20 protein-coding genes and 1 riboswitch are annotated in these 24,166 nt (G+C 46.2%); of the genes, 12 read left to right on the top strand and 8 right to left on the bottom strand.

The genetic code is table 11. From position 1 onward, the window contains the following. Position 1 precedes the first annotated feature (1 nt). From ABDB98_RS18825 to ABDB98_RS18815, 3 genes are read left to right on the top strand one after another with little or no spacing between them, the layout of a single operon-like run. Complete coding sequence (locus ABDB98_RS18825; RefSeq protein ID WP_438420977.1) at positions 2 to 2,332, top strand: xanthine dehydrogenase family protein molybdopterin-binding subunit; 2,331 nt, start codon at positions 2 to 4, stop codon at positions 2,330 to 2,332. Then, positions 2,319 to 3,161 carry an FAD binding domain-containing protein gene (locus ABDB98_RS18820; protein ID WP_438420976.1) on the top strand — a complete coding sequence of 281 codons (843 nt, stop codon included), beginning with the start codon at positions 2,319 to 2,321 and terminating at the stop codon, positions 3,159 to 3,161. Before ABDB98_RS18825 ends, ABDB98_RS18820 begins: the two co-directional genes overlap by 14 nt. Next, positions 3,154 to 3,618 (top strand): (2Fe-2S)-binding protein, encoded by a 465-nt coding sequence (locus tag ABDB98_RS18815; RefSeq protein WP_016937398.1) that lies wholly within the window; start codon positions 3,154 to 3,156, stop codon positions 3,616 to 3,618. Before ABDB98_RS18820 ends, ABDB98_RS18815 begins: the two co-directional genes overlap by 8 nt. A gap of 60 nt (positions 3,619 to 3,678) precedes the next feature. Here the strand turns inward: ABDB98_RS18815 and fbp are convergent, their stop codons facing one another. Beyond that, a complete protein-coding gene (fbp, locus tag ABDB98_RS18810; RefSeq protein ID WP_438420975.1) occupies positions 3,679 to 5,604 on the bottom strand; it encodes a fructose-1,6-bisphosphatase in 1,926 nt (641 codons plus the stop codon). A 292-nt stretch (positions 5,605 to 5,896) separates the two neighbouring features. After that, positions 5,897 to 5,977, top strand: a riboswitch (glycine riboswitch). Between the two features lie 144 nt (positions 5,978 to 6,121). Between fbp and ABDB98_RS18805 the strand changes: the two genes are divergently transcribed. Continuing rightward, positions 6,122 to 7,465, top strand: coding sequence for an amino acid permease (locus ABDB98_RS18805; RefSeq protein WP_438420974.1), 1,344 nt, complete (start codon positions 6,122 to 6,124; stop codon positions 7,463 to 7,465). A gap of 481 nt (positions 7,466 to 7,946) precedes the next feature. On the opposite strand, the gene ahpF is transcribed toward ABDB98_RS18805, so the two are convergent. Then, positions 7,947 to 9,476, bottom strand: coding sequence for an alkyl hydroperoxide reductase subunit F (gene ahpF, locus ABDB98_RS18800; RefSeq protein WP_007614902.1), 1,530 nt, complete (start codon positions 9,474 to 9,476; stop codon positions 7,947 to 7,949). Between the two features lie 13 nt (positions 9,477 to 9,489). Further along, positions 9,490 to 10,053 (bottom strand): alkyl hydroperoxide reductase subunit C, encoded by a 564-nt coding sequence (gene ahpC, locus ABDB98_RS18795; RefSeq protein ID WP_004393188.1) that lies wholly within the window; start codon positions 10,051 to 10,053, stop codon positions 9,490 to 9,492. A gap of 300 nt (positions 10,054 to 10,353) precedes the next feature. Between ahpC and ABDB98_RS18790 the strand changes: the two genes are divergently transcribed. Then, positions 10,354 to 11,040, top strand: coding sequence for a VOC family protein (locus ABDB98_RS18790; RefSeq protein WP_438420973.1), 687 nt, complete (start codon positions 10,354 to 10,356; stop codon positions 11,038 to 11,040). A 35-nt stretch (positions 11,041 to 11,075) separates the two neighbouring features. On the opposite strand, the gene ABDB98_RS18785 is transcribed toward ABDB98_RS18790, so the two are convergent. The 3 genes from ABDB98_RS18785 to ABDB98_RS18775 form a co-directional block, all read right to left on the bottom strand. Next, a complete protein-coding gene (locus tag ABDB98_RS18785; protein WP_060963863.1) occupies positions 11,076 to 11,531 on the bottom strand; it encodes an RDD family protein in 456 nt (151 codons plus the stop codon). A gap of 69 nt (positions 11,532 to 11,600) precedes the next feature. Further along, the gene (locus ABDB98_RS18780; RefSeq protein WP_438420972.1) at positions 11,601 to 12,767 is read right to left on the bottom strand and encodes an MFS transporter; all 1,167 of its coding nucleotides are present in this window, start codon (positions 12,765 to 12,767) and stop codon (positions 11,601 to 11,603) included. A 79-nt stretch (positions 12,768 to 12,846) separates the two neighbouring features. Continuing rightward, the gene (locus tag ABDB98_RS18775) at positions 12,847 to 13,158 is read right to left on the bottom strand and encodes an ArsR/SmtB family transcription factor (protein WP_015240918.1); all 312 of its coding nucleotides are present in this window, start codon (positions 13,156 to 13,158) and stop codon (positions 12,847 to 12,849) included. Positions 13,159 to 13,302: 144 nt separating this feature from the next. Between ABDB98_RS18775 and ABDB98_RS18770 the strand changes: the two genes are divergently transcribed. Both ABDB98_RS18770 and ABDB98_RS18765 read left to right on the top strand, forming a co-directional pair. Then, complete coding sequence (locus ABDB98_RS18770) at positions 13,303 to 13,725, top strand: DUF5391 family protein (RefSeq protein WP_438420971.1); 423 nt, start codon at positions 13,303 to 13,305, stop codon at positions 13,723 to 13,725. A gap of 130 nt (positions 13,726 to 13,855) precedes the next feature. Beyond that, entirely contained in the window at positions 13,856 to 15,076 is a 1,221-nt protein-coding gene (locus tag ABDB98_RS18765) for an outer membrane protein assembly factor BamB family protein (protein ID WP_116746233.1), read from the top strand. Between the two features lie 37 nt (positions 15,077 to 15,113). Here ABDB98_RS18765 and ABDB98_RS18760 read toward each other — a convergent pair whose 3' ends face one another. Next, entirely contained in the window at positions 15,114 to 16,451 is a 1,338-nt protein-coding gene (locus tag ABDB98_RS18760) for an aldehyde dehydrogenase family protein (protein WP_438420970.1), read from the bottom strand. Between the two features lie 141 nt (positions 16,452 to 16,592). Between ABDB98_RS18760 and ABDB98_RS18755 the strand changes: the two genes are divergently transcribed. The 4 genes from ABDB98_RS18755 to ABDB98_RS18740 all read left to right on the top strand — a co-directional run bounded on the left by ABDB98_RS18755 (position 16,593) and on the right by ABDB98_RS18740 (position 20,843). Beyond that, the gene (locus ABDB98_RS18755; RefSeq protein ID WP_438420969.1) at positions 16,593 to 17,750 is read left to right on the top strand and encodes a TetR/AcrR family transcriptional regulator; all 1,158 of its coding nucleotides are present in this window, start codon (positions 16,593 to 16,595) and stop codon (positions 17,748 to 17,750) included. Positions 17,751 to 17,942: 192 nt separating this feature from the next. Further along, positions 17,943 to 18,992 (top strand): fatty acid desaturase, encoded by a 1,050-nt coding sequence (locus ABDB98_RS18750; RefSeq protein ID WP_438420968.1) that lies wholly within the window; start codon positions 17,943 to 17,945, stop codon positions 18,990 to 18,992. 118 nt (positions 18,993 to 19,110) lie between these two features. Beyond that, positions 19,111 to 20,247 carry a sensor histidine kinase gene (locus ABDB98_RS18745; RefSeq protein ID WP_438420967.1) on the top strand — a complete coding sequence of 379 codons (1,137 nt, stop codon included), beginning with the start codon at positions 19,111 to 19,113 and terminating at the stop codon, positions 20,245 to 20,247. Further along, positions 20,244 to 20,843, top strand: coding sequence for a response regulator (locus tag ABDB98_RS18740; protein WP_438420966.1), 600 nt, complete (start codon positions 20,244 to 20,246; stop codon positions 20,841 to 20,843). The genes ABDB98_RS18745 and ABDB98_RS18740 overlap by 4 nt, the downstream gene beginning before the upstream one ends. 54 nt (positions 20,844 to 20,897) lie before the next feature. Here the strand turns inward: ABDB98_RS18740 and ABDB98_RS18735 are convergent, their stop codons facing one another. Continuing rightward, entirely contained in the window at positions 20,898 to 21,719 is an 822-nt protein-coding gene (locus ABDB98_RS18735; RefSeq protein ID WP_094247349.1) for an SDR family oxidoreductase, read from the bottom strand. A gap of 541 nt (positions 21,720 to 22,260) precedes the next feature. Between ABDB98_RS18735 and htpG the strand changes: the two genes are divergently transcribed. Then, entirely contained in the window at positions 22,261 to 24,141 is a 1,881-nt protein-coding gene (gene htpG, locus ABDB98_RS18730; protein ID WP_327814917.1) for a molecular chaperone HtpG, read from the top strand. Positions 24,142 to 24,166 lie beyond the last annotated feature (25 nt).

Raw genomic sequence — 24,166 nt, 5'->3', positions numbered from 1 at the left:
GTTGGAGTATATCGGGAAAAGTGTCATTCGGAAAGAGGCCCTTGAAAAAGTGACGGGTAAGGCGAAATATACGGATGATTTACATGAAACAGGCACATTACACGCAAAAATGCTGATCAGCCCATATGCTCATGCCGATATTGTGTCTATGGACTTTTCAGAGGCTTGGAAGATTCCCGGCGTGAGAGCGATATTGGGTGATGAACCTTTTCCGCTTGCAGGTGAAGAAATTAAAGACAGGCCGCCGATTGCTTATAAAAGGGTCAGGTACCACGGTGAGCCGGTTGCTGTAGTTGTGGCGGAAAATCCAATCATAGCTAAAAAGGCCGCGGATGCCATTAAAGTGTCCTATAAACCTCTTCCCGTCGTCAATTCCCCCCGTGAGGCTTTTCAAAAGGATGCTCCCCTCGTCCATGAACATGTTGACCGCTATGAGAAGAAGGCAGGTGTATTCCCGGTTCCGAAGACAAATATCGCGAACCTGGATAAAATCAGAAAAGGAAATATTGAAGACGGGTTTAAGGAAAGTGATGTGACAGCAGAGTTCCACATTTCCTTTAACCCTTCTGATCACGCGGCTATGGAGACAAGATGCTCGATTGTTGAAATTCGGGCTGATGAGGAGATTATCATGACAACATCCTCTCAAGCTCCTTTTGCCATTAAAAAATTAATGGAGTGGTACTTTGGAATTGAACCCGGAAAGGTTATCGTCAAAACCCCTTTAGTAGGAGGGGCGTACGGGGGAAAAGCAGCCGTTCAGTTAGAGGTTATTGCCTATTTGGCATCAAAAGCAGTCGGAGGCCGGCCCGTCAAGTTATTTAATACGAGAGAAGAGGATATGATTACATCTCCTGGTCATATAGGATTGGATGCCATTGTTAAATTAGGTGCCACAAAGGATGGAATTTTAAAGGCGGCAGACATTCAGCTTTTATTTGATGGCGGAGCATACTCTGATAAAGGAGTGGACATCAGCCGGGCTGCGGTGGTTGATTGTACGGGTCCGTACGCTATCGATCATATATCGTGTGATTCATATTGTATGTATACGAATCATCCATATCCAAGTGCATATAGAGGCTACAGTCATGCTGAAGTGTTATTTGCCTTTGAGCGGACGATGGATGTATTGTCGGAAAAGCTGAACATGGACCCGTTAGAACTCCGCTATAAAAATGCCATTCGTCCCGGTGATACGACACCGACTCAAGTTCTTCTCAATTCAAGCACGGTCGGAAATGTGCCGAAATGCATTGAGAGATTGAAGGAATTAATGAATTGGTCCGAGGGACAGAGAATTGAAATCGACGGCCGGAAGATAAGGGCGAAGGGGATCAGCTGTATTTGGAAAACCTCAACATTTGATACAAATGCAACATCCGGGGTGATTTTAACCTTTAATCCCGATGGAAGCATTAATTTGATGTCAGGGGTAGTGGAAATAGGAACAGGGACAAAAACAGTGTTAGCCCAAATCTTAGCGGAACGAATGAAAATGGATATCAGTCAAATTCACGTGAAAATGCTTGTAGACACGCAAACAACGCCCGAGCATTGGAAAACCGTGGGGAGCAGAGGGACGTTAATGGCCGGAAGAGCCGTACTGAATGCAGCGGAAGAAGCCATTCGAAAGCTTAAGGAAGTGGCATCGTGTGTGTTGCGGGTTCCTGTCGAGGAATTGGAAGTGGCAGACGGAAAGGTTTATTTTATAGATTATCCTGCTGTACATGTTGAAATAAAAGACATTGCTTACGGATACACGTTTCCAAATGGAAATACGATTGGCGGCCAAATCATTGCGAGCGGCAATTATACATTAACCCGGATGACGAATTTAGACCGGGAAACGGGAAGAGGAAAGCCGGGACCCGAGTGGGCTGTAGGTGCTCAGGGAATTGAAGTTGAGTTGGATAAGCGGGATTATACGTATCGGATCACAAAAGCCTATTCTGTTGTAGATATAGGAACTGTACTGAATGAAAAAGCTGCAAGGGGTCAAGTGATGGGAGGGATGAGTATGGGAATCGCATTTGGAGGAAGAGAAACCTTTGTATTTGATCCGTATGGAAGAGTATTAAATCCTCAACTCAGAACATACAGACCCCTTCACTATGGAGAGCAGCCTGAATATATCATTGAATTTGTTGAAACCCCGCATGTGATTGCGCCTTATGGAGCGCGCGGCGGCGGGGAACACGGACTGCTGGGGATGCCTGCAGCATTGGGAAATTGTCTTTCCGCCGCTTTAGGTGTCCAATTGAATCAACTTCCTCTCATTCCCGAACAATTATGGAGGACGCAAATGGGGTGGAAAGATGATACCGTTTGATTTCGACTATTTTAAACCGAAGGCCATTCAAGAAACAACCCGTCTGTTTCACTCGCTTGCGGCTGAAAAGAAAACACCATTGTATTTTTCCGGCGGCACGGAAATTATCACGTTAGGAAGGCTGAATATCGTCTATACGGATGCAGTAATAGATATGAACGCGCTTCCGGAATTTCACGCCATCCGTTTTGATGAACGTTATCTGGTGATCGGAGCGGGCGTGTCATTAACGAAACTGGAGGAAGAAAATCCATTTCCGCTATTAAGTAAAACAGTAAGTGAAATAGCGGATCGGACGTCCCGAAATAAAATCAGCCTGGGCGGAAACATTTGCGGGGGCATCTATTACCGTGAGGCCGTGCTGCCGTTGCTGATTTCTGATAGTTTGCTAGGGATTGCAGGGAGAGCGGGGATTCATTACCGTCCCATAAATAAAGTATTTAACAAGGAACTACAGTTGCGAAAAGGAGATTTTTTATTTCATATCGTTGTCGATCGAGCGTATGTTGACTTGCCGTTTGTCAGTATCAAAAGAAGACAGCAGTGGAATGTCGGATATCCATTGGTGACAGTCTGTGCGCTGAAAAAAGATGATGAGATCAGAATGGCCTTCAGCGGCGTATGTCCATTTCCTTTTCGTTCTGCTGAAATGGAGGCTGTGCTTAACGATAAAAGCGGCACAGCAGAAGATAGAGTGCGCAGGTCTTTACAGTATGTACCCAAACCCATTCTTGATGATGCAGAAGGCTCAAGTGAATATCGGATATTTGTCTTGCAAAATACAATTTTAGATGCCTTACAAGAATTAGAAGGAGGTTCCAATGTCTGATCCTATTACGTTGAAAGTAAATGGTGAGGAAAGACAGATTACTGTCAGACCGGCCGACACTTTGTTATTTGCTCTCCGTCTTCGTCTCGGATTAACTGGTTCAAAGCCGGGCTGCTTAAATGGGGATTGCGGCGCCTGTACGGTATTAACGGACGGGATACCGATGAAATCTTGCTTAATGCTTGCGGCAGAAGGGGAAGGAAAGGACATTACGACAATTGAAGGACTTATCAATACGCCGATTCAAAAGGCTTTTATTGAAAAATTTGCGTTTCAATGCGGATATTGCACACCTGGTTTTCTCATGAATTGTCATGCTTTAGTGAATACTGAGCCGAATGCAAGTGATGAAACGATTAAAAATTGGCTGGAGTCCAATATTTGCAGATGTACGGGTTATAAGGAGATTGAAGAAGCGGTTAAATCGGTTTTACATACAGGGAAAGGGGATCATTAGCCGTTGTTACGGAGAATCATAAAAAAGAGCCCAGAGAATCATCCCTGAACTCCATATTCCTCAATTCATATACCGATACTCCCGCAGTTTCTCCAAAATCGCGACTTCTTTCATCAGTTCTTCACCGACATTCGTTTCTTTCACTTTCTTCCGCTCCAGCTCTTTGTCAACTAATCGTTTCACCGTTAAGACGTCGGTTCCGGTGCTCAGCACTTCGGCCTTGGAGTTAAAGTGTTTATGGGCGACGAGCTGCATGCCGTAGGAGTTGTATAAGAGCGTGTAGCCGGCGATGCCTGTTGTGGATTGGTAGGCTTTGGAGAAGCCGCCGTCGATGACGATCATTTTTCCGTTTGCCTTGATCGGATCTTCGCCTTCGATTTCTTTTACCGGTGTATGGCCGTTGATGATATGGCCATAATCCGGGTTGAGCCCGAATTCCTTCAGGATGTTTCGGCAGGCTGCCTCGTCTTCACGCAAATAGTAATACGGGTTTTTCTTTTCTTTATGCGTTTCCTTCTCTTTGATGAAATACCGCTCAAAGGTGGTCATGGCGCGTTTTCCGAAGAGGGAGGAATACTCGCCTGTCCATAAGTACCAGACCATATCTGTCGCCAGGTCATCGGTTTCTTCCGGATGAGCAAACGCTTCCCGTAAGAACCGTTCAAATACATCGAGAAGCTCACGGCCCGCATAAGCTTTATCCTCAATCATCATCGTTTCCATATTGCCGTTTTCGTCAACAGGAATACAGCCGTGAATCAACAGGTTGCCGTTATATTTTAAATACAGGCTGCCTTTTTTCATCATAAAATTCATATGGCGGCCCAGCTTTTCGGAGTGCTGGACAGAAAACAGCAGCTTGTCCATGACTTCTGCTTCTTCTTCTAATAGCTGATCGGGCTGTTTGGGATTCACCGTCGCAAAGCAGGTGTTTTCCAGTTGATACGTTTTTCCGTTCAGCGTGATTTCATTGCGGTCATAATCAATCTTTTCCAGTAACAGCCGTTCTTCCATATTAAAGTTCGGCCGTCTCTTAATAATCGGGCTCTCAAGTTTGAATTGGATCATCGCGATCGCCTGATGGATTTTTGTGATTTGCTTAATCTCATCTTCCGGTCTGTTTTCGGTTGCTTTCGGGCGGAAAGCCGGGTTATCATCATAATATTTTTCGGCAAGGTTCAATAGCGGTCTCAGATTGATGCCGTAGACATCTTCAATAATGTCCAGGTTGTCATAGCGGGCACAGATACGGATAATATTGGCCAGACATACTTTCGAACCGGCATAGGCGCCTATCCAGAGAACATCGTGATTCCCCCATTGAATATCCACTGAATGATAGTTGATCAGTTCTTCCATAATCCTGTCCGGCTGCGGTCCCCGGTCATAAATATCGCCGACAACATGCAGATGGTCGACCACCAATCGCTGCACGCTGTAAGCAAGCCCGGTGATCAGCTTATCAGCTTGGCCGAGCGCGATGATCTGTTCTATGATTTCGGAGTAATATTGTTCTTTGTTGGCGGCTTGTTCTGTTTTATACAGCAGCTCTTCGGAAATATAAGCAAATTGGGCAGGCAGCGCTTTGCGCAATTTGGAGCGGGTGTACTTGGAAGAACAATATGAAACGAGCTTAATCATCCGATGAATCGTTTCTTTATACCACTCGTTTAATGCCTCTTTCGTATCAAAGTCATGTTTAATCAGCTTCAGTTTGTCCTCCGGATAATAGACCAAAGCCGCCAGTTCATCAATTTCTCTATCATAAATGACGCCGCTGAAAATATCGCGGATCTTCTCTTTTACTCTTCCTGAACCGTTCCGCAGCACGTGCTGGAATGCCTGATACTCTCCGTGCAGATCACTGACGAAATGCTCGGTTCCTTTCGGCAGGTTCAGTATCGCTTTCAGATTAATGATCTCTGTGACCACTTTTTCTTCACAATCGTATTTTTGTGCGAGCAGATCTAAATATTTGGTTTCCAATCTCGTCCATCCCCTTTTTATTTACGAGCCATTGCATGATAAGGTGAATTTAAAGTATGACATGATATTTAAATCATTAGACCTTATATGATAGTACCTCATAAGTCCTTTTTGAGACAAACAAAACAGAAAATACGGCGCTTAAGGCCTCAACATATACCTTCCGCAGACAGCTCATCACCCCGTTGACAAATGATCAAACTTCTATTAAAATAAAAAGTTAGCTGATAGTTGTTTCTATCGGAAACTTAATACGTAGCAGGCTATGATTGCTGTGGGTTGCACTACAGCAGGAGCGGCTTCTGGAGAGACCGCGGATTTTCCGCGGCGCCGAAGGGTTCACAATCTCAGGCAAAAGGACAGAAGAGTACCGAATATGTATTTGGCATGCTGTTGATTGTCAGCAGCGCAAATATAATTTGATATTCTTATGACCATGAGATTGGAGGGCATCCAATCTCTTTTTTTATTGGCTTTATTTTCTCGTCGTTCATCAAAAAGTAAGGAGGAGTCAGGTGTGGAACAGCGAGAGCTAAAGAGGGACTTGTCGAATCGGCACGTGCAGCTGATCGCCATTGGCGGTACGATCGGCACCGGATTGTTTTTAGGGTCCGGTAAGGCGATTCAGCTTGCGGGTCCTTCTATCATCTTTGCGTATTTTATTGTAGGTATTGCGCTTTTTTTCGTCATGCGGGCGCTGGGAGAACTGCTGTTATCTAAAGCGGGGTACCAATCATTAACGGATATTGCCGAGGCGTATTTAGGGCCGCGTGCGGCGTTTGTCACCGGCTGGACTTATTGGTTTTGCTGGATTATGACGGCTATGGCGGATGTGATCGCCGTCGGTGTATATGTGAAATATTGGTTTGACATTCCGCAATGGGTTCCTGCACTTATCTGTTTGCTCATTTTATTAGGACTTAATCTGTTAACGGTCAAGATTTTTGGAGAATTGGAGTTTTGGTTCGCCTTAATTAAGGTGATCACGATTCTCGCGTTAATTGTCATCGGTGTGGTTTTGCTGGTGATTGGGTTCAAAACGCATACCGGAACGGTTTCAGCGGCGAATCTGTGGGAGCACGGCGGCTTGTTTCCAAACGGATTTTCAGGCTTTTTGCTGTCGTTCCAGATGGTGATCTTCGCCTATGTCGGTGTGGAATTAGTGGGTGTGTCGGCAGCGGAGACATCAAATCCGAAAAAAAACATTCCGTCCGCTATCAATAAAATTCCATTGCGTATTTTATTTTTCTACGTCGGGGCATTGATCATTCTTTTATGTATTAACCCTTGGACGCAGCTGAATGCGGCGGAAAGTCCTTTTGTGAAAACCTTCAGCTTAGTCGGCATTCCGGTGGCCGCGGGAATCATTAATTTTGTCGTATTAACGTCAGCCGCTTCTGCTTGTAACAGCGGGATGTTTTCTACAAGCCGGATTTTGTATAACTTAAGCAAAACGAAACAGGCGCCGGCCAGTTTCGCGAAGCTGAATAAAAATCATGTGCCGAGCAGCGCGTTATGGGTATCGGTCATTGTGCTGTCAGCGGGCGCTCTTTTAAGCAAATTGATACCGGAAGCAGCGTTTGGCATCGTGACCACTATCAGCGCGATTTGTTTCATTTGGGTGTGGGGCGTGATTCTTGTCTGTCATATCAGATACAGGAAAACCCGTCCGGACCTACACGCAAGCTCGTCTTTCAAGGCGCCGTTCGCGCCGTTTATCAATTACGCCGTGCTGGCGCTGTTTGCCGCCATTCTGGTGATTATGCTGTTTGCGGATGCGACGCGCCCGGCTTTGCTGCTGACGCCGCTGTGGTTTATTGGACTGTTTCTTATCTATCGGGCGAGAGGGAGCAAGACATAAAGGTTATGAATGAAATAGTAATCAGAGTTTCAAGAAAAAGACAGCGTGCCGCTTGCAGTATGCTGTCTTTTTCTTTCGTTAACCAGGCATATAGGAAACAAGCTATTTGTGCCTTAAAGGGAACGGTGGATAGCGACAAGCCTTATGTATAAATAGATTAGAGAGTCAACAACTAAAAAAGACTCGAATCATTTTGTTAAAAGAAAAAGTATGCCTCCCAAAATACAAATTAAAAAAAAGAAAATTGATGAGTCAGTAAAAGACTTTCTTTGCAATTCAAATAACCCCTTTCTAATTTGAGGAAAAAAGCAATAGATATAAATGGGAATATATTGATATTTTAACAAGGGTAATGTTAACATTATTTACCCTTAAAATTCAAATGGAGCATCTGCAAAACTATGAGGAAAAGCATGTGTTGGCGGAGCAAGCCCTAACTGATAACATAAAAAGCCGCCATTCATATGGCGGCTTTTTTACATTAATTCCGGATCAAATAATCAAATGCGCCTAAAGCGGCAGTTGCACCTGATCCCATTGAGATAATGATTTGGTTGTACGGGCCGTCTGTGCAGTCCCCTGCGGCGAATAGGCCGGGAACGCTTGTCGCGCCGCTCTTATCGACGATGATTTCGCCGATGCGGTTGCGTTCGACGGTTTCGTCTAACCATTCTGTATTAGGCACGAGACCGATTTGGACGAATACACCTTGAAGTTCAACGTGTTTTTCTTCGCCTGTTTCACGGTCAACGAACGTAATGCCGTTTACGTTTTGGTCGCCTGTGATTTCTTTCGTTTGTGCATTTTTGTGCACAGTGACGTTTGGCAGGCTGTAAAGACGTTTTTGCAAGACTTCGTCTGCTTTCAGTTCAGGCGCGAACTCCAGCACAGTCACGTGATTGACGATACCTGCAAGGTCAATCGCCGCTTCGATTCCGGAGTTTCCGCCGCCGATAACGGCTACGTCTTTGCCTTCAAACAATGGTCCGTCACAGTGCGGGCAGTATGCAACACCTTTGTTCTTGAACTCTTGCTCACCAGGTACGTTGACATTGCGCCAGCGGGCACCTGTTGACAGGATCACTGTTTTACTTTTTAGTACAGCGCCGTTTTCAAGTTCAAGTTCGAAGAGGTCTTTTTTCTCAAGGCGTTTCGCGCGCTGAAGGTTCATGACGTCAATATCATAATCTTTCACGTGCTCTTCAAGGCTTGCAGCGAGCTTCGGTCCTTCAGTCGCTTTGACGCTGATGAAGTTTTCGATGCTCATGGTGTCGAGTACCTGGCCGCCGAAGCGTTCAGCGACGACACCGGTGCGGATGCCTTTACGCGCCGTGTAAATCGCCGCGCTTGCGCCGGCAGGTCCGCCGCCGACAACAAGAACGTCAAACGGCTCTTTGTCGGCAAACTCAGACGCATCTGCGCCGCTGCCCATTTTCGCGAGAATCTCTTCGATGGTCATACGGCCGCTTCCGAAAGATTCACCGTTTAAGAAAACAGTCGGAACAGCCATAATGTTTTTGCTTTCTACTTCTTCTTTGAATGCCGCGCCGTCAATCATTGTATGAGTGATATTCGGGTTGAGCACGCTCATCATGTTTAATGCTTGTACGACATCAGGGCAGTTGTGGCACGTCAGGCTGATATAAGACTCAAAGCGGTATTCTCCGCTGATGTTCTTAATCTGGTCAATGACCTTTTGATCAGCCTTAGGCGCTCTGCCGCTGACTTGAAGCAATGCCAGCACTAATGATGTAAATTCGTGGCCGAGAGGAACACCGGCGAATGTAACGCCTGTGTCTTCTCCGGTACGATTAACGCTGAAGCTCGGTGTTCTGTTTAATTCAGTTTTTTCAACTGAAATTTTAGATGACATGGAAGCCAGTTCGTCAACGAGAGCCAGCATGTCCTTAGAAGTGTCATCATCACCGGCGCTTACTTTGAGAACAATGTCGTTCTCAATTAGCTGCATGTATTGATTTAATTGTGCTTTGATATTTGCATCAAGTACCAATTGAATGCACTCCTTAGATTTTACCTACCAAATCAAGGCTAGGTGTAAGTGTTTCGCCGCCTTCTTCCCATTTAGCCGGGCAGACTTCACCTGGGTTTTGACGAACGTATTGAGCTGCTTTTACTTTGTTTACAAGGTTGCTTGCGTCACGGCCGATACCGCCTGCATTGATTTCAACTGTTTGGATGACGCCATCAGGATCGATGATGAATGTTCCGCGGTCAGCAAGACCAGTTTCTTCGTCAAGAACGTCGAAGTTGCGGGAGATCGTTTGAGATGGATCACCGATCATTGCGTAAGTGATTTTGCCGATTTTTTCAGAGCTGTCATGCCAGCCTTTGTGTACGAAATGAGTATCTGTAGAAACAGAGTATACTTCAACACCTAATTCTTTCAGTGCAGCGTATTGTCCTTGAAGATCTTCAAGCTCAGTCGGGCAAACGAAAGAGAAATCTGCTGGGTAGAAGCAGAAAACGCTCCATTGACCTTTCAAATCTTCGTTTGTTACATCGATGAATTCACCGTTTTTGAAAGCTTTTGCTTCGAATGGCAGTACTTCTTTTCCGATTAAAGACATAATATCTTCCTCCTGAAATGTGATTTTAAAATATATTAAAAAGACAAAGCATTCACTTTATCTTTCAATAATAATTCTAATTATATATAGATTATTAAATAACATTTATTTTTTGTCAAGCAATATGAGGTATTATTTTCTGCTTTTTTTGCTTTATACGTTAAAAATCGCTTGGTATAAGCGGTTCGGCGCTGTTTATCATGTTTAGCGCCGGGCGAAAGGGGGATTCTCAATTGGTGAAACGAAATAGTGGGAAATCAACCCCTCTATATGGCAGTATAAACCAAAGGGGGTATGATCATGCAAATAAATAACATTACTTTGTACAGTTGTGCTTTAGAGGAGACGAAAGACTTCTATGTAAGGGTGTTGGGTTTTTCTTTAGCGGATCAGTCCGATGATTCGTTTACAATCAGGGCGGGAGAAAGTGAATTGGAATTCAGGCGCGCCGATTCTCAATCTCATCCGACGTATCATTTCGCGTTTAACATTCCGAACAATCGTTTTGATGAGGCGAAGGCATGGATGAAGGATAAAGTCGTTTTTCAAACGGAAGATGGCGAGGATGAGGTGTATTTCTCTCATATACATGCGCGTTCCTTTTATTTCAAAGATCCGTCCGACAATCTGGCGGAATTCATCGCGAGAGAAATGTCACCGGCAAGCGCGGAACGTTTTTCGATTGAGTCCGTCCTGAATATCGGTGAGGTGAATCTGACGGCTGCCGAGGTGGTATTGACCGGGAAGGAGCTGCAGCGTTTCGGTATACCGGTGAGAGACGGCGCGCCTCTTAAGGAGAACGGGTTTCATTTTATGGGTGATTACAATGATGGGGCGTTTTTGCTTTTAGGGCCGAACGGGCGCCGCTGGATTTTTTCTGATCAGCATGCGGAGTTTCATCCGCTGTCTGTCATTGTGAACGGGACGATCCGCATTGAGGCTGACGGAAAAGGCGGCATTGACATCAAGCGGGCGCAGCCGTCATAAAAAGCCCGGGCTCAAAAGGCCCGGACTTAAGGATATTATTTATAAACAACCCGGGTGCTGCACATGATGTCGTGCAGCGCTTTTTTCTCTCCGAAGGCACCCATAATGAAACCGATATAAAGAATGACCTTAGATATGATATAAGCGAAAGCGCGTCCGAAGGCCTGGCCGATGGAAATGCGGCCGCCATCTTCATTGACGACCTTAAGGCCGAGCAATGCTTTTCCCAGTGTCCCCTGCATCTTTGAGGCTGTGAGCAGGCTGAAATATAAGATGCTGATCACAAAAGAGCTCACAAGAATCGGGATGACGCCGAACACCAGAAAAGAGATGTTAAACTGATTTTCGGTCATGAAGGGGTCAGCCGCCGCAACGCCTGCCGCAAATAAAAAAGTGACTGCAAATTGAATGATAAAAATCGGAATTCCTATGATGATTTGATCAATGACGTAAGCCAGAAACCGAATCCAAAATCCTGCCGGTCTTTCCATGTATCTTTTTCTCTCCCTTGCTTTAATCTGGCATACTATACGAAAACATGCCGGATTTTGCAACGGAGCTTAAGCTTCTGCGAGCGGCCTCTTTCCCCATGCTAAGCGTCCCATGATCAGTCCGAAAGCCAGAAGGGCAAACATGATGCCGCACCACATCAGCTGATGGATTCCCAAATGTGAAATAAACCAGCCGCCCGCCGCCGTTCCGATGGTGATGCCGAGGTTGGAAAAGGAGACAAACAGGCTGTTGCCGAATTCGGGGGCCTCCTTTGCTTCCGCAGTAAGCCAAGTCTGACTCACAATGAGCCCGCCGGAATGAACGGCGCCCCATACGAAGACGAGGACGGCCATCGGTGCGAAAGACGTCCCAAACCCGTATATGAGCAAGTAGGCGGCTGTATAAAGAAGCGGAAACAGGATGACGGTCTTTTTCATATTTTTGAATAACAAAGCGCCGAAGACGAAATTCCCGGCTATCATAATCACCCCGAAGCTCATCAGCATGAAGCTGACCCATGTGCCGTTCATATGCGACACCCGTCCGAGATACTCCGCAAAATAGCTGTAGACAGAAAACATGGCCGCAAAGAGACAGGTGACGGCAGCGATATTAAGCCACAAGGCCGGTTTGCGAAGGATGCCGAGCTGGCTTCGGAAAGACATTTTATCTGTGACCGGCATGGATGGCAAAAAGAGAAGAATGCCCATGAACGCGATGAGACTGACGATCGCGCCGAATAGGAAGGCTGATTCAAGGGAGAGTCGCTCAGCCAGATAGGACGTGAAAGGGACGCCGAACGCAAAGCCGGCGGTGATGCCTGAAAAGACTTTCGTTACGGCTTTTCCGGATTGGCCGGCGGGAACAAGGCGGGCCGCGGCCGCAAGCGCTACAGAAAAGAACACGGGGTGGCATAAGGCCGGAATGATCCGAAACGCAAGCATGACACTGAAATGTGCCGTATACGCGTAGACCGCATTAGAAACGGCAAACATCAGCACCGCCAAAAGCAGAATGTATTTCCGGTTTATACCTGAAGCAAGCAAGGTCAAAAACGGCCCCGACACAGCGACGATGAATGCGAAAATACTGACAAGCCACCCCGCTTTTGAAGCGGTCATTTGAAATCTGTCCGCCACCTGCGGAAGAACCCCGATGATGCCCATCTCGGTCGTAATAATCCCGAAAACCCCTAGGGCCAAAAATAGAATGAAGATGGAACTGCTTTTTTTCATTGTTATGTATGCCTCCTTTTTATAACTACATATACAGAAAAATAGATATGTCAGAACGAAAAAAGCCCTCCTTTCATGGTTATAGCTGGTGCTGAACATAGTCAGCAAAGGCTTTAATTTGTTTTTCGTTCCTTCTGTAATAGGTCCACTTTCCGATTCGTTCAGATTCCAGCAGGCCGGCTTTTTGCATGGTCAGCAGGTAGCTGGAGATGACGGACTGCGCAAGCCCCGACTTTGCCTGAATATCACCGACGCAAATTCCGGTGCGGAAACTGAGGCCCTGCTCAAGATAAGGCCTTTCATCAAAATGGTCCTCCGGGTGTTTAAGCCATGTCATAATATCACTTCGTGTTTTGTTAGATAGCGCTTTATGAATCAATATCGGTTCCATAACGTTTATTATATCTATGTTTCTGGATTTGTAAATTCGTTTTTTGACGAAACGCTTCTCAAAATAAGTAGAAAGCATGTTAAAATATAACATATTATCAGATTACCGGTAAAAAATCCGGGTATTTGTCAGGAGGATATTCACATGAATCAAAAGAAAAAAGGTACGGTCGCGGTGACCTTGCTTTCCGCTCTGATGTTTTGTCTATTGCCGGTCATCGTCTCGCTTTCTCCGCTTGCGGAAACGGGGCCGAACGCGAATCGTTTTAACTCCGCGGGCATGTGGGCCGCCGTCGGTCAGATCCTTGTTATATATGCGGTCCCGTTCATTATGTATGTTCTAGGTGTTCGTGTCATGAAAATCATCATGGCCGTTTTTTGCGGAATCGGGCTTATCATTTGCGCGGCTGTCTTGTTGGTGGCGCTATTGGCCGCCATTTCCTTAGGGCAGGAGCTGTCTCTTTATTACGGTCCTCTCGCATGGTCAGGCGCGGCTTTTATCGTCAATGTGATATGGTACATTGCCGCGTTTCGTTCCTCTCCGAAACATCAGCAGCAGTCTATGTGACATTTGTTCTATAAATCTGCCGAAAATACAAATATTTCATAGGATGATTATGGTATGATTATAGCGGTATAGCAGTTTTTAATAGAAACGGGAGGAACTTACATTGAAAAAAAAGACAGCTTCATTGCGAATGAAAACATTGGCAGCCGGCGCTGCGGTTGCTGCGGCTTTATCTGTGGGAGCGGTTTCTGATCTGCCGGGGGCAAAATGGCTGCATCCGGCGGCTGCTCAAGCTGCGGAAACGGTATTTAAACAAAATCATGCGGCATCTGGTTTCTTGACGGGACGGTATGACGCGCAGGCCATGTCTCCGACGATGTTCAACTGGTCAAGGGAAAGCCGGTTCACAAGCACTGCCGACGGATCGTTAAAATGGGAAAAGAATGTTCCGGCCAATCCTCAAAACGGTGCGGGAGCCGCGGTTGACGGAGACGGCACCGTATTTATTCAATCAAAAGACGGGAAGCTGACGGCATATCATCCGGACGGTTCTGTGAAATGGGTGACGGAAAACCTCGGGACAACCTATACGCTGACTCCGGTGCTCGGAACAAACGGTGTCATTTATCTTCCTTCTCACGATAAAAAACTGTATTTCATCGACAAAGAAACCGGAAACATTTTAACTTCAGTTCCGCTGAGCGGAGCGCCGAGTTCCGATGCGGCTATCGGTTCTGACGGCACGCTGTATGTGTCGACGCTGGATAACTATATCTATGCGATTAAACCGACGTCGCCTTCGACATGGACGCAAAAGTGGAAGTTTAAAACAAACGGCGTGGTCGGCTCCGCTCCCGTGTTAGCATCAAATGGCACGCTGTATACGGCAACGTACAATAATATCTTTTATGCGATCAATTCCGGAACGGGCCAAGTGAAATGGTCAAAAACGACGTCCAACGGGTTTAAAGGCTATCCGGTTATTGACAGAGACGGCACCGTTTACGCCGGAAACCAAGACGGCAGCTTATACGCCTATACATCAACGGGTGCTGTAAAATGGACGTTCCCGTTAAACGGTTTCTCCAGCTCTTCATTAGCGATTGATCATAACGGCAATGTGTATATCGGTTCCGGAAGCGGCGAGCTGTTTTCCATCAGCAAAACCGGTAATATGAACTGGTCTTTCTATACGGACGGGCCTGTGAGAACGGCGCCGCTGATTGATGCAGACGGCAATGTGTACTTCGGCTCTGACGATAAAAACGTCTATGCGGTTGACGCTGACGGTAATGAAAAATGGCGCTATCAAACAGACAGCAATGTCATTTCCTCCCCGGTTCTGGCTGAAGACGGCACGCTTTACGTCGGCACTTATACGAAACTGCTCGCATTCGGGGCAAAAAAATAATAAAAAAGAATCCGCGTTATCTGCGCGGATTCTTTTTTTATTTAGAGGCTTGAATAAATACGCCTTTTTCATGAGAAAATTCTTTAAAGCCGTACACACCGTGGTATGAACCGATTCCGCTCGTATTAACGCCGCCGAACGGAAGGTTAACGTCAGTGAAATGAACGACGACATCATTGATAGAAGCGTTGCCGGACGTCGTGTGCTGCAGAACATAATCGATCAGCTCCTGATTATGGCTGAATACATACAAGGCAAGCGGCTTGTCCCGGTCAGTGATGTAATCAACGGCTTCACTGATATCTTCGTAATTCATAATCGGCAGAATCGGTGCGAAAATTTCCTCCTGCATGATCTTCATATCGGGTGTGACGTTTGTCAGCACGGTCGGAGAAATCGTGCGGTCATGTGCATCGAATACGCCGCCGAAGGCCGTTTTCGCCCCTTTTTCAATGGCATCATCATATAGAGCTTTGACACGGTTAAAGTTGCGCTCATTGACAATCTGCGTGAATTTATTGCGGTCAACCGTATGATCATCTTCCATAAAACCTGCATTGACAATGGTTTGCAGGAGATCTGTAAAGGTGTCCTGTACATCTTCCTTCATAAGGAGATAGTCAGGAGCGATACATGTTTGTCCCGCATTGACAAATTTGCCGACGGCGATTTTTTTCGCCGCGTCCATTAAATCATAGCCGCTGTCAATGATCGTCGGGCTTTTTCCGCCAAGCTCAAGCGTGACGGACGACAAGTGCTTCGCCGCTGCCGTCATGACGATTTTGCCGACATTCGTGCTGCCGGTGAAGAAAATGTGGTCAAACGGCTGGTCGAGCAGTTCTGTCGCGACATCAACCTCACCTTCAAAAATGGCGACTTCTTCTTCATGAAATGCCTCGCGAATGACTGTTGCGGCAATATGGCTCGTCTCCATCGTAAAATCAGACAGCTTCACAATCGCGCTGTTGCCGGCTGCAATGGCGGCGGCAAGCGGAGCCATCGTCAGCATAAACGGATAATTCCATGGTCCGAGAATTAAGGTGACGCCTTTTGGCTCGTACATTAATACGCCGTCAGCGTCCGGGCTGACGGATGAGCCGACGCGTTTCGGCGCAATCCAGGTGTCGAGATTGTTCATATTATCTTTAATCGCCTTGATTGTTCCCTGCGTTTCCGCTCTTTTCACCTCATGATAAGGCTTGCGGACGTCCCGTCTGATCGCCTCGATGATTTCTTCTTCATGAGCGGTGACGGCATCTAAAAAGCGCTGAAGCTTTTCTTTGCGCTGCTCGGCTGTTGAAGCACGCAGTGTTTTTTGATTTTTTTTCTGAAGCTCAAAGACGCGTTTGATGTCTGCTTTTATATGCTGATCCATCGGTCTTCCTCCTCTGGTTGCTTTTTTGTTTCTTCAGGGCCTATTATAGTGTGATGTGATTTTGCGGCAAAGACAGCGTAAACGCATCTATACGTTACCGTACAAATTGCGGTGATCTGTCTAATGAAAGGAGTGTCTCTTATGCCGGATTCTGTGACAACTGACATCAAACAAGCGCTCTTGGTTATGCTTAGGGAGCGTGATATCCGCCGTGTGACCATGAAGGATATCGCCGAACGGGCGCACGTGAGCCGGGGGACACTGTACCTTTATTACGAGGATAAATATGCAATTTTAGAAGATATAGCGGAAGAAATGAAGGACGGGCTGAGTGAAGCGCTGTATGATTCGCTGAAGCATAAAGATGTGCTTCATTTAAATGGCGGCTGGCAAAAAGTGCATCCGACCCTGTCGTTTGTTGACCGGCATCGGGCGTTTTTCCAAACGATGATGGATCGTCATAAAATGCCGTATTTTCACTTTCATGCTTTTTTTAAAGATGTATTCCGGCATGATGTGCTTTTGTCCCCGGTGAATGCAAATTTCTCACCGACCGAACAGGATATGTACATTCATTACCGCTCTTTATACACGTATGCCATTGTGTTGTACTGGGTGAATGAGGAGCCCGGGGCATCACCGGAAGCGATCAGCGGGCAGGTGTGGGATTTGATTTCTCAAAAACGGTTTTACTGGCTGTTCGGGCGCCGGGTGCCGGAACAAGAAGAAAAAAAGCCCGCCGACCGGCGGGTGACACGGACGAGGCAGGCCTTGCAAGAGGCTATGATCGGCTTAGCAGCGGAAAAAAGGGATTACGCGGCGATAACGATTTCCGATATTGCCCGTAAAAGCAACCTGCGCCGTGCCACTTTCTATGACCATTACGCCAACAAAGAAGCGTTGCTGAAAACGATCATCCACCAATCATGCCGGGAGCTGATCGGATTATTGACGGTAAAGGGAGATCCTGCTGACTGCTCCATGGAAGAAGCGGAAGCCGCGCTCGTTCGTCTCTTTTCCGCACTGTCCGACGGCATGCCGCTCGTCCATTTTCTGAGAGAGGGTTCCGGAGTGCCTGACGTCATCCCGGAAATGTTCAGAGCGCTGCAATTGTTTTATCTTCATCAGCCTCTGCACATTCAGGCGGGCAAAAAGCTCTATGCATACTATGTCGCGTCCATGCTTGTCGGCTTGATTCAATATCGCCTTCATGAAGGAAAAGACCACGCGCCGGACATGCTGGCCCGGGAATTTCTGCAGTTTTTGGATGTGAAGAAGTATCGGGTGATTTTGCTGTGAAGATAATGAAAAAGAACTCCAAAACAGGCGGAGTTCTTTTTTGCTGTTTTCTTCGAGAATTTATCCCAAAAAAGAAATTCTGCTGCCAAACATGACAAATGTCATATTCGGGGCATGATGGCTGCTACTACAAAAGCGTTCGGCGCCCCGTTATACTTGGGATCATAATGAAAAAGAAGGGACGTGACATTCATGATCAATCACGCCGCAACTCAAAAACAAGCGTCTTTAAAAAAGCAGGTTGCCGCATTTTCCGGTGCCGATACAAAGCATAGTGTCATTCAGCTTCTCAACACGTTTGTGCCGTTCTTTGCCCTTTGGTTTCTTGCTTACTTCAGCCTCGATGTCTCCTATCTTCTAACCCTCGCCTTTACTGTAATAGCAGCGGGATTTTTGACAAGAATCTTTATTATTTTCCACGACTGCTGCCATCAATCCTTTTTCAAACAAAAGAAGCTGAACCGGCTGTTTGGGTTTATTTCAGGTGTGCTGACACTGTTTCCGTTCTCTCAATGGCAGCGCAGCCACTCCATTCATCATGCGACAAGCAGCAACTTAGATAAACGGGGAACAGGCGATATTTGGATGATGACCGTTAAGGAATACAACGAAGCGTCAGCCTGGACAAAAGTACGCTACAGACTTTATCGCAATCCGTTTATTATGTTTATTCTCGGCCCGATTTACGTATTTCTGATTAAAAACCGTTTCAATGTAAAAGGCGCCCGCCGCAAGGAACGCTGGAACACCTATTTCACGAACGCGGCGATTGTCTTATTGGCTGCTGCAACATGCCTGCTTGTCGGCTGGGAAAACTTTTTGCTTGTTCAGGGTCCGATTTTCCTTATTTCGGGGTCAATCGGCGTCTGGCTCTTTTATGTCCAGCACACGTTCGAGGATTCTTATTTTGAAGCCGATGAGCATTGGGACTATGTGCAGGCCGCGGTAGAAGGAAGCTCCTTTTACAAGCTTCCGAAGCTTTTGCAATGGCTGACAGGCAATATCGGCTACCATCACGTCCACCACTTAAGCCCGAAAGTGCCGAATTACAAGCTGGAAGCGGCTCACGAGGGGCATGAACCTTTAAAAAACGTACCGACCATTACGCTTAAAACAAGTCTTGAATCCATGAAATTCCGTCTGTGGGATGAGGATGAAAAGCAATTTGTCACCTTTCGGGAGGCGCGGAAAACACCGCTGCCCCAACAGGTGCCGAAAGAACGTTTAAAGAAAAATGCCTGATATGGCGCGCGGCTCTTTCTCTTATCAGAAAGGGCCTGCTCTTTATGTGTGAGGATGCAATAAAGGCGGCGTTTTGGTAAAGTGATGGTAGACACAAGCGGCAGAAGGTGGAATAAGGATGAAGAAATATTTTAAATTTCAAAAACTGAATGGGATTTCTCCTTATATATGGACGATTTTTTTCATCTTGCCCTTTTATTTTATTTTCAAGAGCTCTTCCACCTTTGTAATGGTGTCCGGCGTCATTTTCACACTTGTTTTCTTTGGCGCGTATCGCTTTGCATTTGTTGCAAAAGGCTGGCCGGTTTACTTATGGGCGCTTCTTCTGATCGGCATATCGACCGGATCAGTCATGCTGTTCAGCTATATTTATTTCGCTTTCTTTATCGCCTACTTCATCGGCCATATCCGGGACAAAGTTCCATTTTACATCTTATATTACATTCATATCATCAGTGCGGCGGTTGCCGTCAACTTCAGCCTTGTTCTGAAAAAAGACTGGTTTTTGACGCAAATCCCGTTTATCGTCATCACTCTGATCAGTGCCATCCTTCTCCCGCTCAGCATTCGAAGCAGAAAGGCACGAGAGCGCCTTGAGGAGAAATTAGAATATGCAAATGAACGAATCGCGGATCTTGTGAAGCTGGAAGAAAGGCAGCGCATTGCCCGGGACCTTCACGATACACTTGGACAAAAGCTCTCCTTAATCGGACTGAAAAGCGACCTTGCCCGAAAGCTGATTTACAAGGACCCTGAACAGGCCCGCACTGAACTGAAAAGCGTTCAAGAGACGGCCCGCTCCTCCTTAAATGAGGTCAGACAAATTGTCTCGTCGATGAAAGGCATCCGATTGAAGGATGAGCTCGGCAATGTTCGGCAAATTCTTGAAGCGGCAGGAATTGAATTTGTGTATGAAGAAAAAGAAGCGCCAAAACATATCTCTTTGCTGAACGAAAACATTGTCAGCATGTGCATTAAAGAAGCCGTCACCAATGTCGTGAAACACAGTGGCGCCAAAGTATGCCGCATCACCATTCAGCAGCTTTGGAAAGAGGCTGTCATTACGGTAGAAGACGACGGCAGCTTTCAATGCAGAGAAGACCGCTTTTTTTCAAAGGGGCACGGCCTGCTTGGAATGAGAGAACGGCTTGAATTCGCGAATGGCAGTTTAGCCATCGATACAGCTGCCGGAACAAAGCTGACCATGAGAATCCCGAATGATTCAAAATCAAAAGAAAAGGATGGTAGCAGATGATCAACATCTTCATTGCCGAGGATCAGCAAATGCTGCTTGGCGCACTCGGTTCGCTGTTGAATTTAGAAGAGGATATGACGGTTGTCGGCAAAGGCACAAGCGGCCAGGATGCGATCGATTTCGTGGAAAAAAATGCGCCTGACATCTGTCTGATGGATATTGAAATGCCCGGGGTATCAGGTCTTGAAGCGGCAGAAAAACTCAAGGACAGTGATGTGAAAATCATCATTTTGACGACTTTTGCCCGCTCCGGCTATTTTCAGCGGGCGCTAAAAGCGGGCGTCAGCGGTTACATGCTCAAGGACAGCCCGAGTGATGAGCTCGTCAGCGCCATCCGCAGCGTTATGAAAGGAAGGCGCGTCTACGCCCCTGAATTAATGGAGGATATCTATGGTGAAGAAAACCCGCTGACTGAACGGGAAAAAGCGGTGCTCGAACTCGTCGCAGACGGAAAAAACACGAAAGAAATTGCAAATGCCCTCAGCATCAAAAGCGGTACAGTCCGCAATTACGTTTCGATGATTCTGGATAAATTAGAAGTGAAAAATCGAATTGAGGCCATTACCCGATCAAAGGAAAAGGGCTGGTTTAAGTAACCAGCCCTCTTTGTTCAGCCAGTGTTTTTGCACTGGCTTATTTTCTTTTCGCCGTCACTCTGTCTCTTCCTTCCACTTCTTATCAATCAGCATTTTCCCCGGCCATGTGTATGCCATGATGCCGCCGTCTGCCGTGATGTCTTCTCCTGTGACGTATGAGCTGTCGTCTGAAGCGAGGAAGAGCGCGACAGCCGCCATTTCTTCCGGTTTTCCGAGCCGGCCGAGCGGCGTGATCCATTTATTGGCTTCACGGAACGCCTCGCCCATTTCGTCTTCTTTCGTGCCTGCTAATTTATCAATGAGCGGCGTTTCAATCGTCCCCGGCGATAAGGAATTGACGCGGATTCCGCTTCTGGCGTAATCAATGGCCATCGCTCTCGTCAGGTTTGTAATTCCGCCTTTTGCGGCGTTATAGCCGGAGCGGTCAAGGTCTGCGGCCCGGCCTGACATGGAGGAGGTGTTAATGATGGAGCCTCCTTTTTCGAGCATAAGCGGAATGAGATATTTGCTGCACAGAAATGTGCCGCGCAGATCGACGGCGATGATCCGGTCAAACAGCTCGACCGGGTATTCATGGACTTTCCCGCCCTCTTGGTCAACACCGGCATTGTTAAAAAGAATATCAATTGTTCCGTACTTTTGCTGAATGCCGTCTGCAAATGACTTTACGTTTTCTTCGTCTGATACATCAAGATGAAAGGCCTCTGCTTCTCCGCCGTTTTTTCTGATGGCGCTGACGGTTTCATTCAGTTCGCTTTCATTGATGTCACCGCAGATCACGCGGGCGCCTTCATCGGCGAAAACCCGTGCCGTCGCTTGTCCGATGCCTGTCGCGGCCCCTGTGATAATTGCGGTTTTGTCTGTTAATCTTCCCATATTGCGATTCCTCCTTTTTCTATATCTGTTCCCGCTGAATAGGGGGATAAACATATAGACCCCCATTTCTAAATACCTATTAAATATGTTAATATTATGTATATACATCATTGGGAGGCTTACATATTTTGAAGATACAAAGGAGATAGCCCTTTATTGTTATACCGTTGTTCCTATATGGTTTGGTATTTCCATCGTTATCTCTATTTTTTCTCATGACATCACATTTCCTCTTACTTTAAGAAATGTTCTGCATGAGTCTTTGCGAAACATGGGATCTCTTCTCTTATTTAGTTTGTTTTTCTACCCGTCATACATATGGATGAAGAAGGAATTCGGCCGCTGGAAAGAAGAAGAAAGGAGAGGATGATCAGGATTCTCTCTTTTTTATTGATAAAATGGGTGAAATGAATCCATTAACATGTTAAATTTACAATATATGCATCTGCTGATCCAGTTGACAATTGTCACCGCATATGATAAATAGATGCTGAAAAAGATTTTACATACCATCAAAGCATAATTAAAGGAGAGATCTGAAGTGCGGAAAAAAAAGTTTAAAGCAGAATCCAAGCGTTTGCTGGATATGATGATTAACTCCATTTATACGCAGAAGGAAATTTTTCTCAGAGAGTTAATTTCCAATGCGAGTGATGCGATTGACAAAATCTATTACAAGGCGCTAACCGATGATTCTTTAACGTTTGATCAAGACAATTACTACATAAAAGTGACGGCGGACAAAGAGGCAAGAACGCTCACTGTCACAGATACCGGTATCGGAATGACAAAAGACGAGCTTGAACAGCATCTCGGAACGATTGCGAAAAGCGGTTCACTCGCTTTCAAGCAAGAAAATGACACGAAAGACGGCCATGACATTATCGGCCAGTTCGGCGTCGGATTTTATGCGGCGTTTATGGTGGCTGATAAGGTCACGGTGAAAAGTAAAGCGCTCGGCAGTGACGAGGCGTATGTATGGGAGTCGGAAGGGGCTGCCGGCTACACGATCGAGCCGTGTGACAAGGAAACCGTCGGTACGGAAATCACCCTGAAAATAAAAGAAAACACAGAAGATGAAAGCTATGATGAGTTTTTAGAAAACTACCGCATCAAAGCGATCGTGAAAAAGTACTCAGACTTTATCCGCTACCCGATCAAAATGGAAGAGACGGTCAACAAGCCGAAAGAGGGCAGCGAGAACGAGTTTGAAGAGGTTCAGGAAGAACAGACGGTCAACAGCATGGTGCCGATCTGGAGAAAAAACAAAAGCGAGCTGACGGATGAGGATTACGAGGCTTTTTACGCTGAAAAGCATTACGGCTTCGATAAACCGCTGACCCACGTGCACATCAGCGTCGATGGAGCGGTGCGCTACAATTCGATTTTGTTTATTCCGGAAAACATGCCGTTTGACTATTATACGAAGGAATTCGAAAAAGGGTTGGAGCTGTATTCCAACGGCGTGCTGATCATGAACAAATGCGCCGACCTGCTTCCGGATCATTTCAGCTTTGTAAAAGGCATGGTGGATTCTGAAGATTTGTCGCTGAACATTTCCAGAGAAATGCTGCAGCATGACCGCCAGCTGAAGCTGATTGCGAAAAACATCAATAAAAAAATCAAAGCCGAGCTGAAGAGCCTGCTGAAGAACAAAAGGGAAAAATACGAATCTTTCTATGAATCTTTCGGCAGACAGCTGAAATTCGGCGTCTACAATGATTTCGGCGCAAACAAAGACGTATTAAAAGACCTGCTTCTTTTCTATTCATCTAAGGAGAAAAAGCTCGTCACACTGGATGAATATGTGTCCAGAATGCCTGAGGATCAAAAATATATCTATTACGCGTCCGGCGATTCATATGAGCGGATTGAAAAGCTGCCGCAAACTGAAATGGTGGCGGACAAAGGCTACGAGATTCTATATTTCACGGAAGATATTGATGAATTCGCGATCAAAATGCTGACAAGCTATGAGGAAAAAGAGTTCAAATCCGTATCCAGCGCCGACTTAGGCATCGACAGTGACGAAGATGAAAAGCAGACTGAAGCCGAAGAAAACGAATATAAAGACCTGTTTGAAAGCATGAAAGACATTCTTGCGGATAAAGTCAAGAACGTCAGAGCATCAAAACGCTTAAAATCTCATCCGGTCTGCTTTGCGACAGACGGCGAAGTGACGATCGAAATGGAGAAAGTATTAAACGCCATGCCTGACAGCCAGCAGGTCAAAGCAGAAAAAGTGCTGGAAATCAACCCGAATCACGAAGTGTTTGAGACGTTAAAGAACGCGCACGGTCAAGATCGGGAAAAGCTTGCTTTATACACAAATCTTCTCTACAATCAGGCGCTGCTGATTGAAGGGCTGCCGATCCATGATCCGGTCGAATTTACGAATGATATTTGCAAAGTCATGGTATGACGCCAAAAAAGGAATCGCCCATCGG

Source organism: Bacillus siamensis (assembly GCF_051628075.1).
Taxonomy (GTDB): Bacteria; Bacillota; Bacilli; order Bacillales; family Bacillaceae; genus Bacillus; species Bacillus siamensis.
The sequence above is the reverse complement of the archived record's forward strand: the minus strand, read 5'-3'. Positions and strand labels throughout refer to the sequence as shown.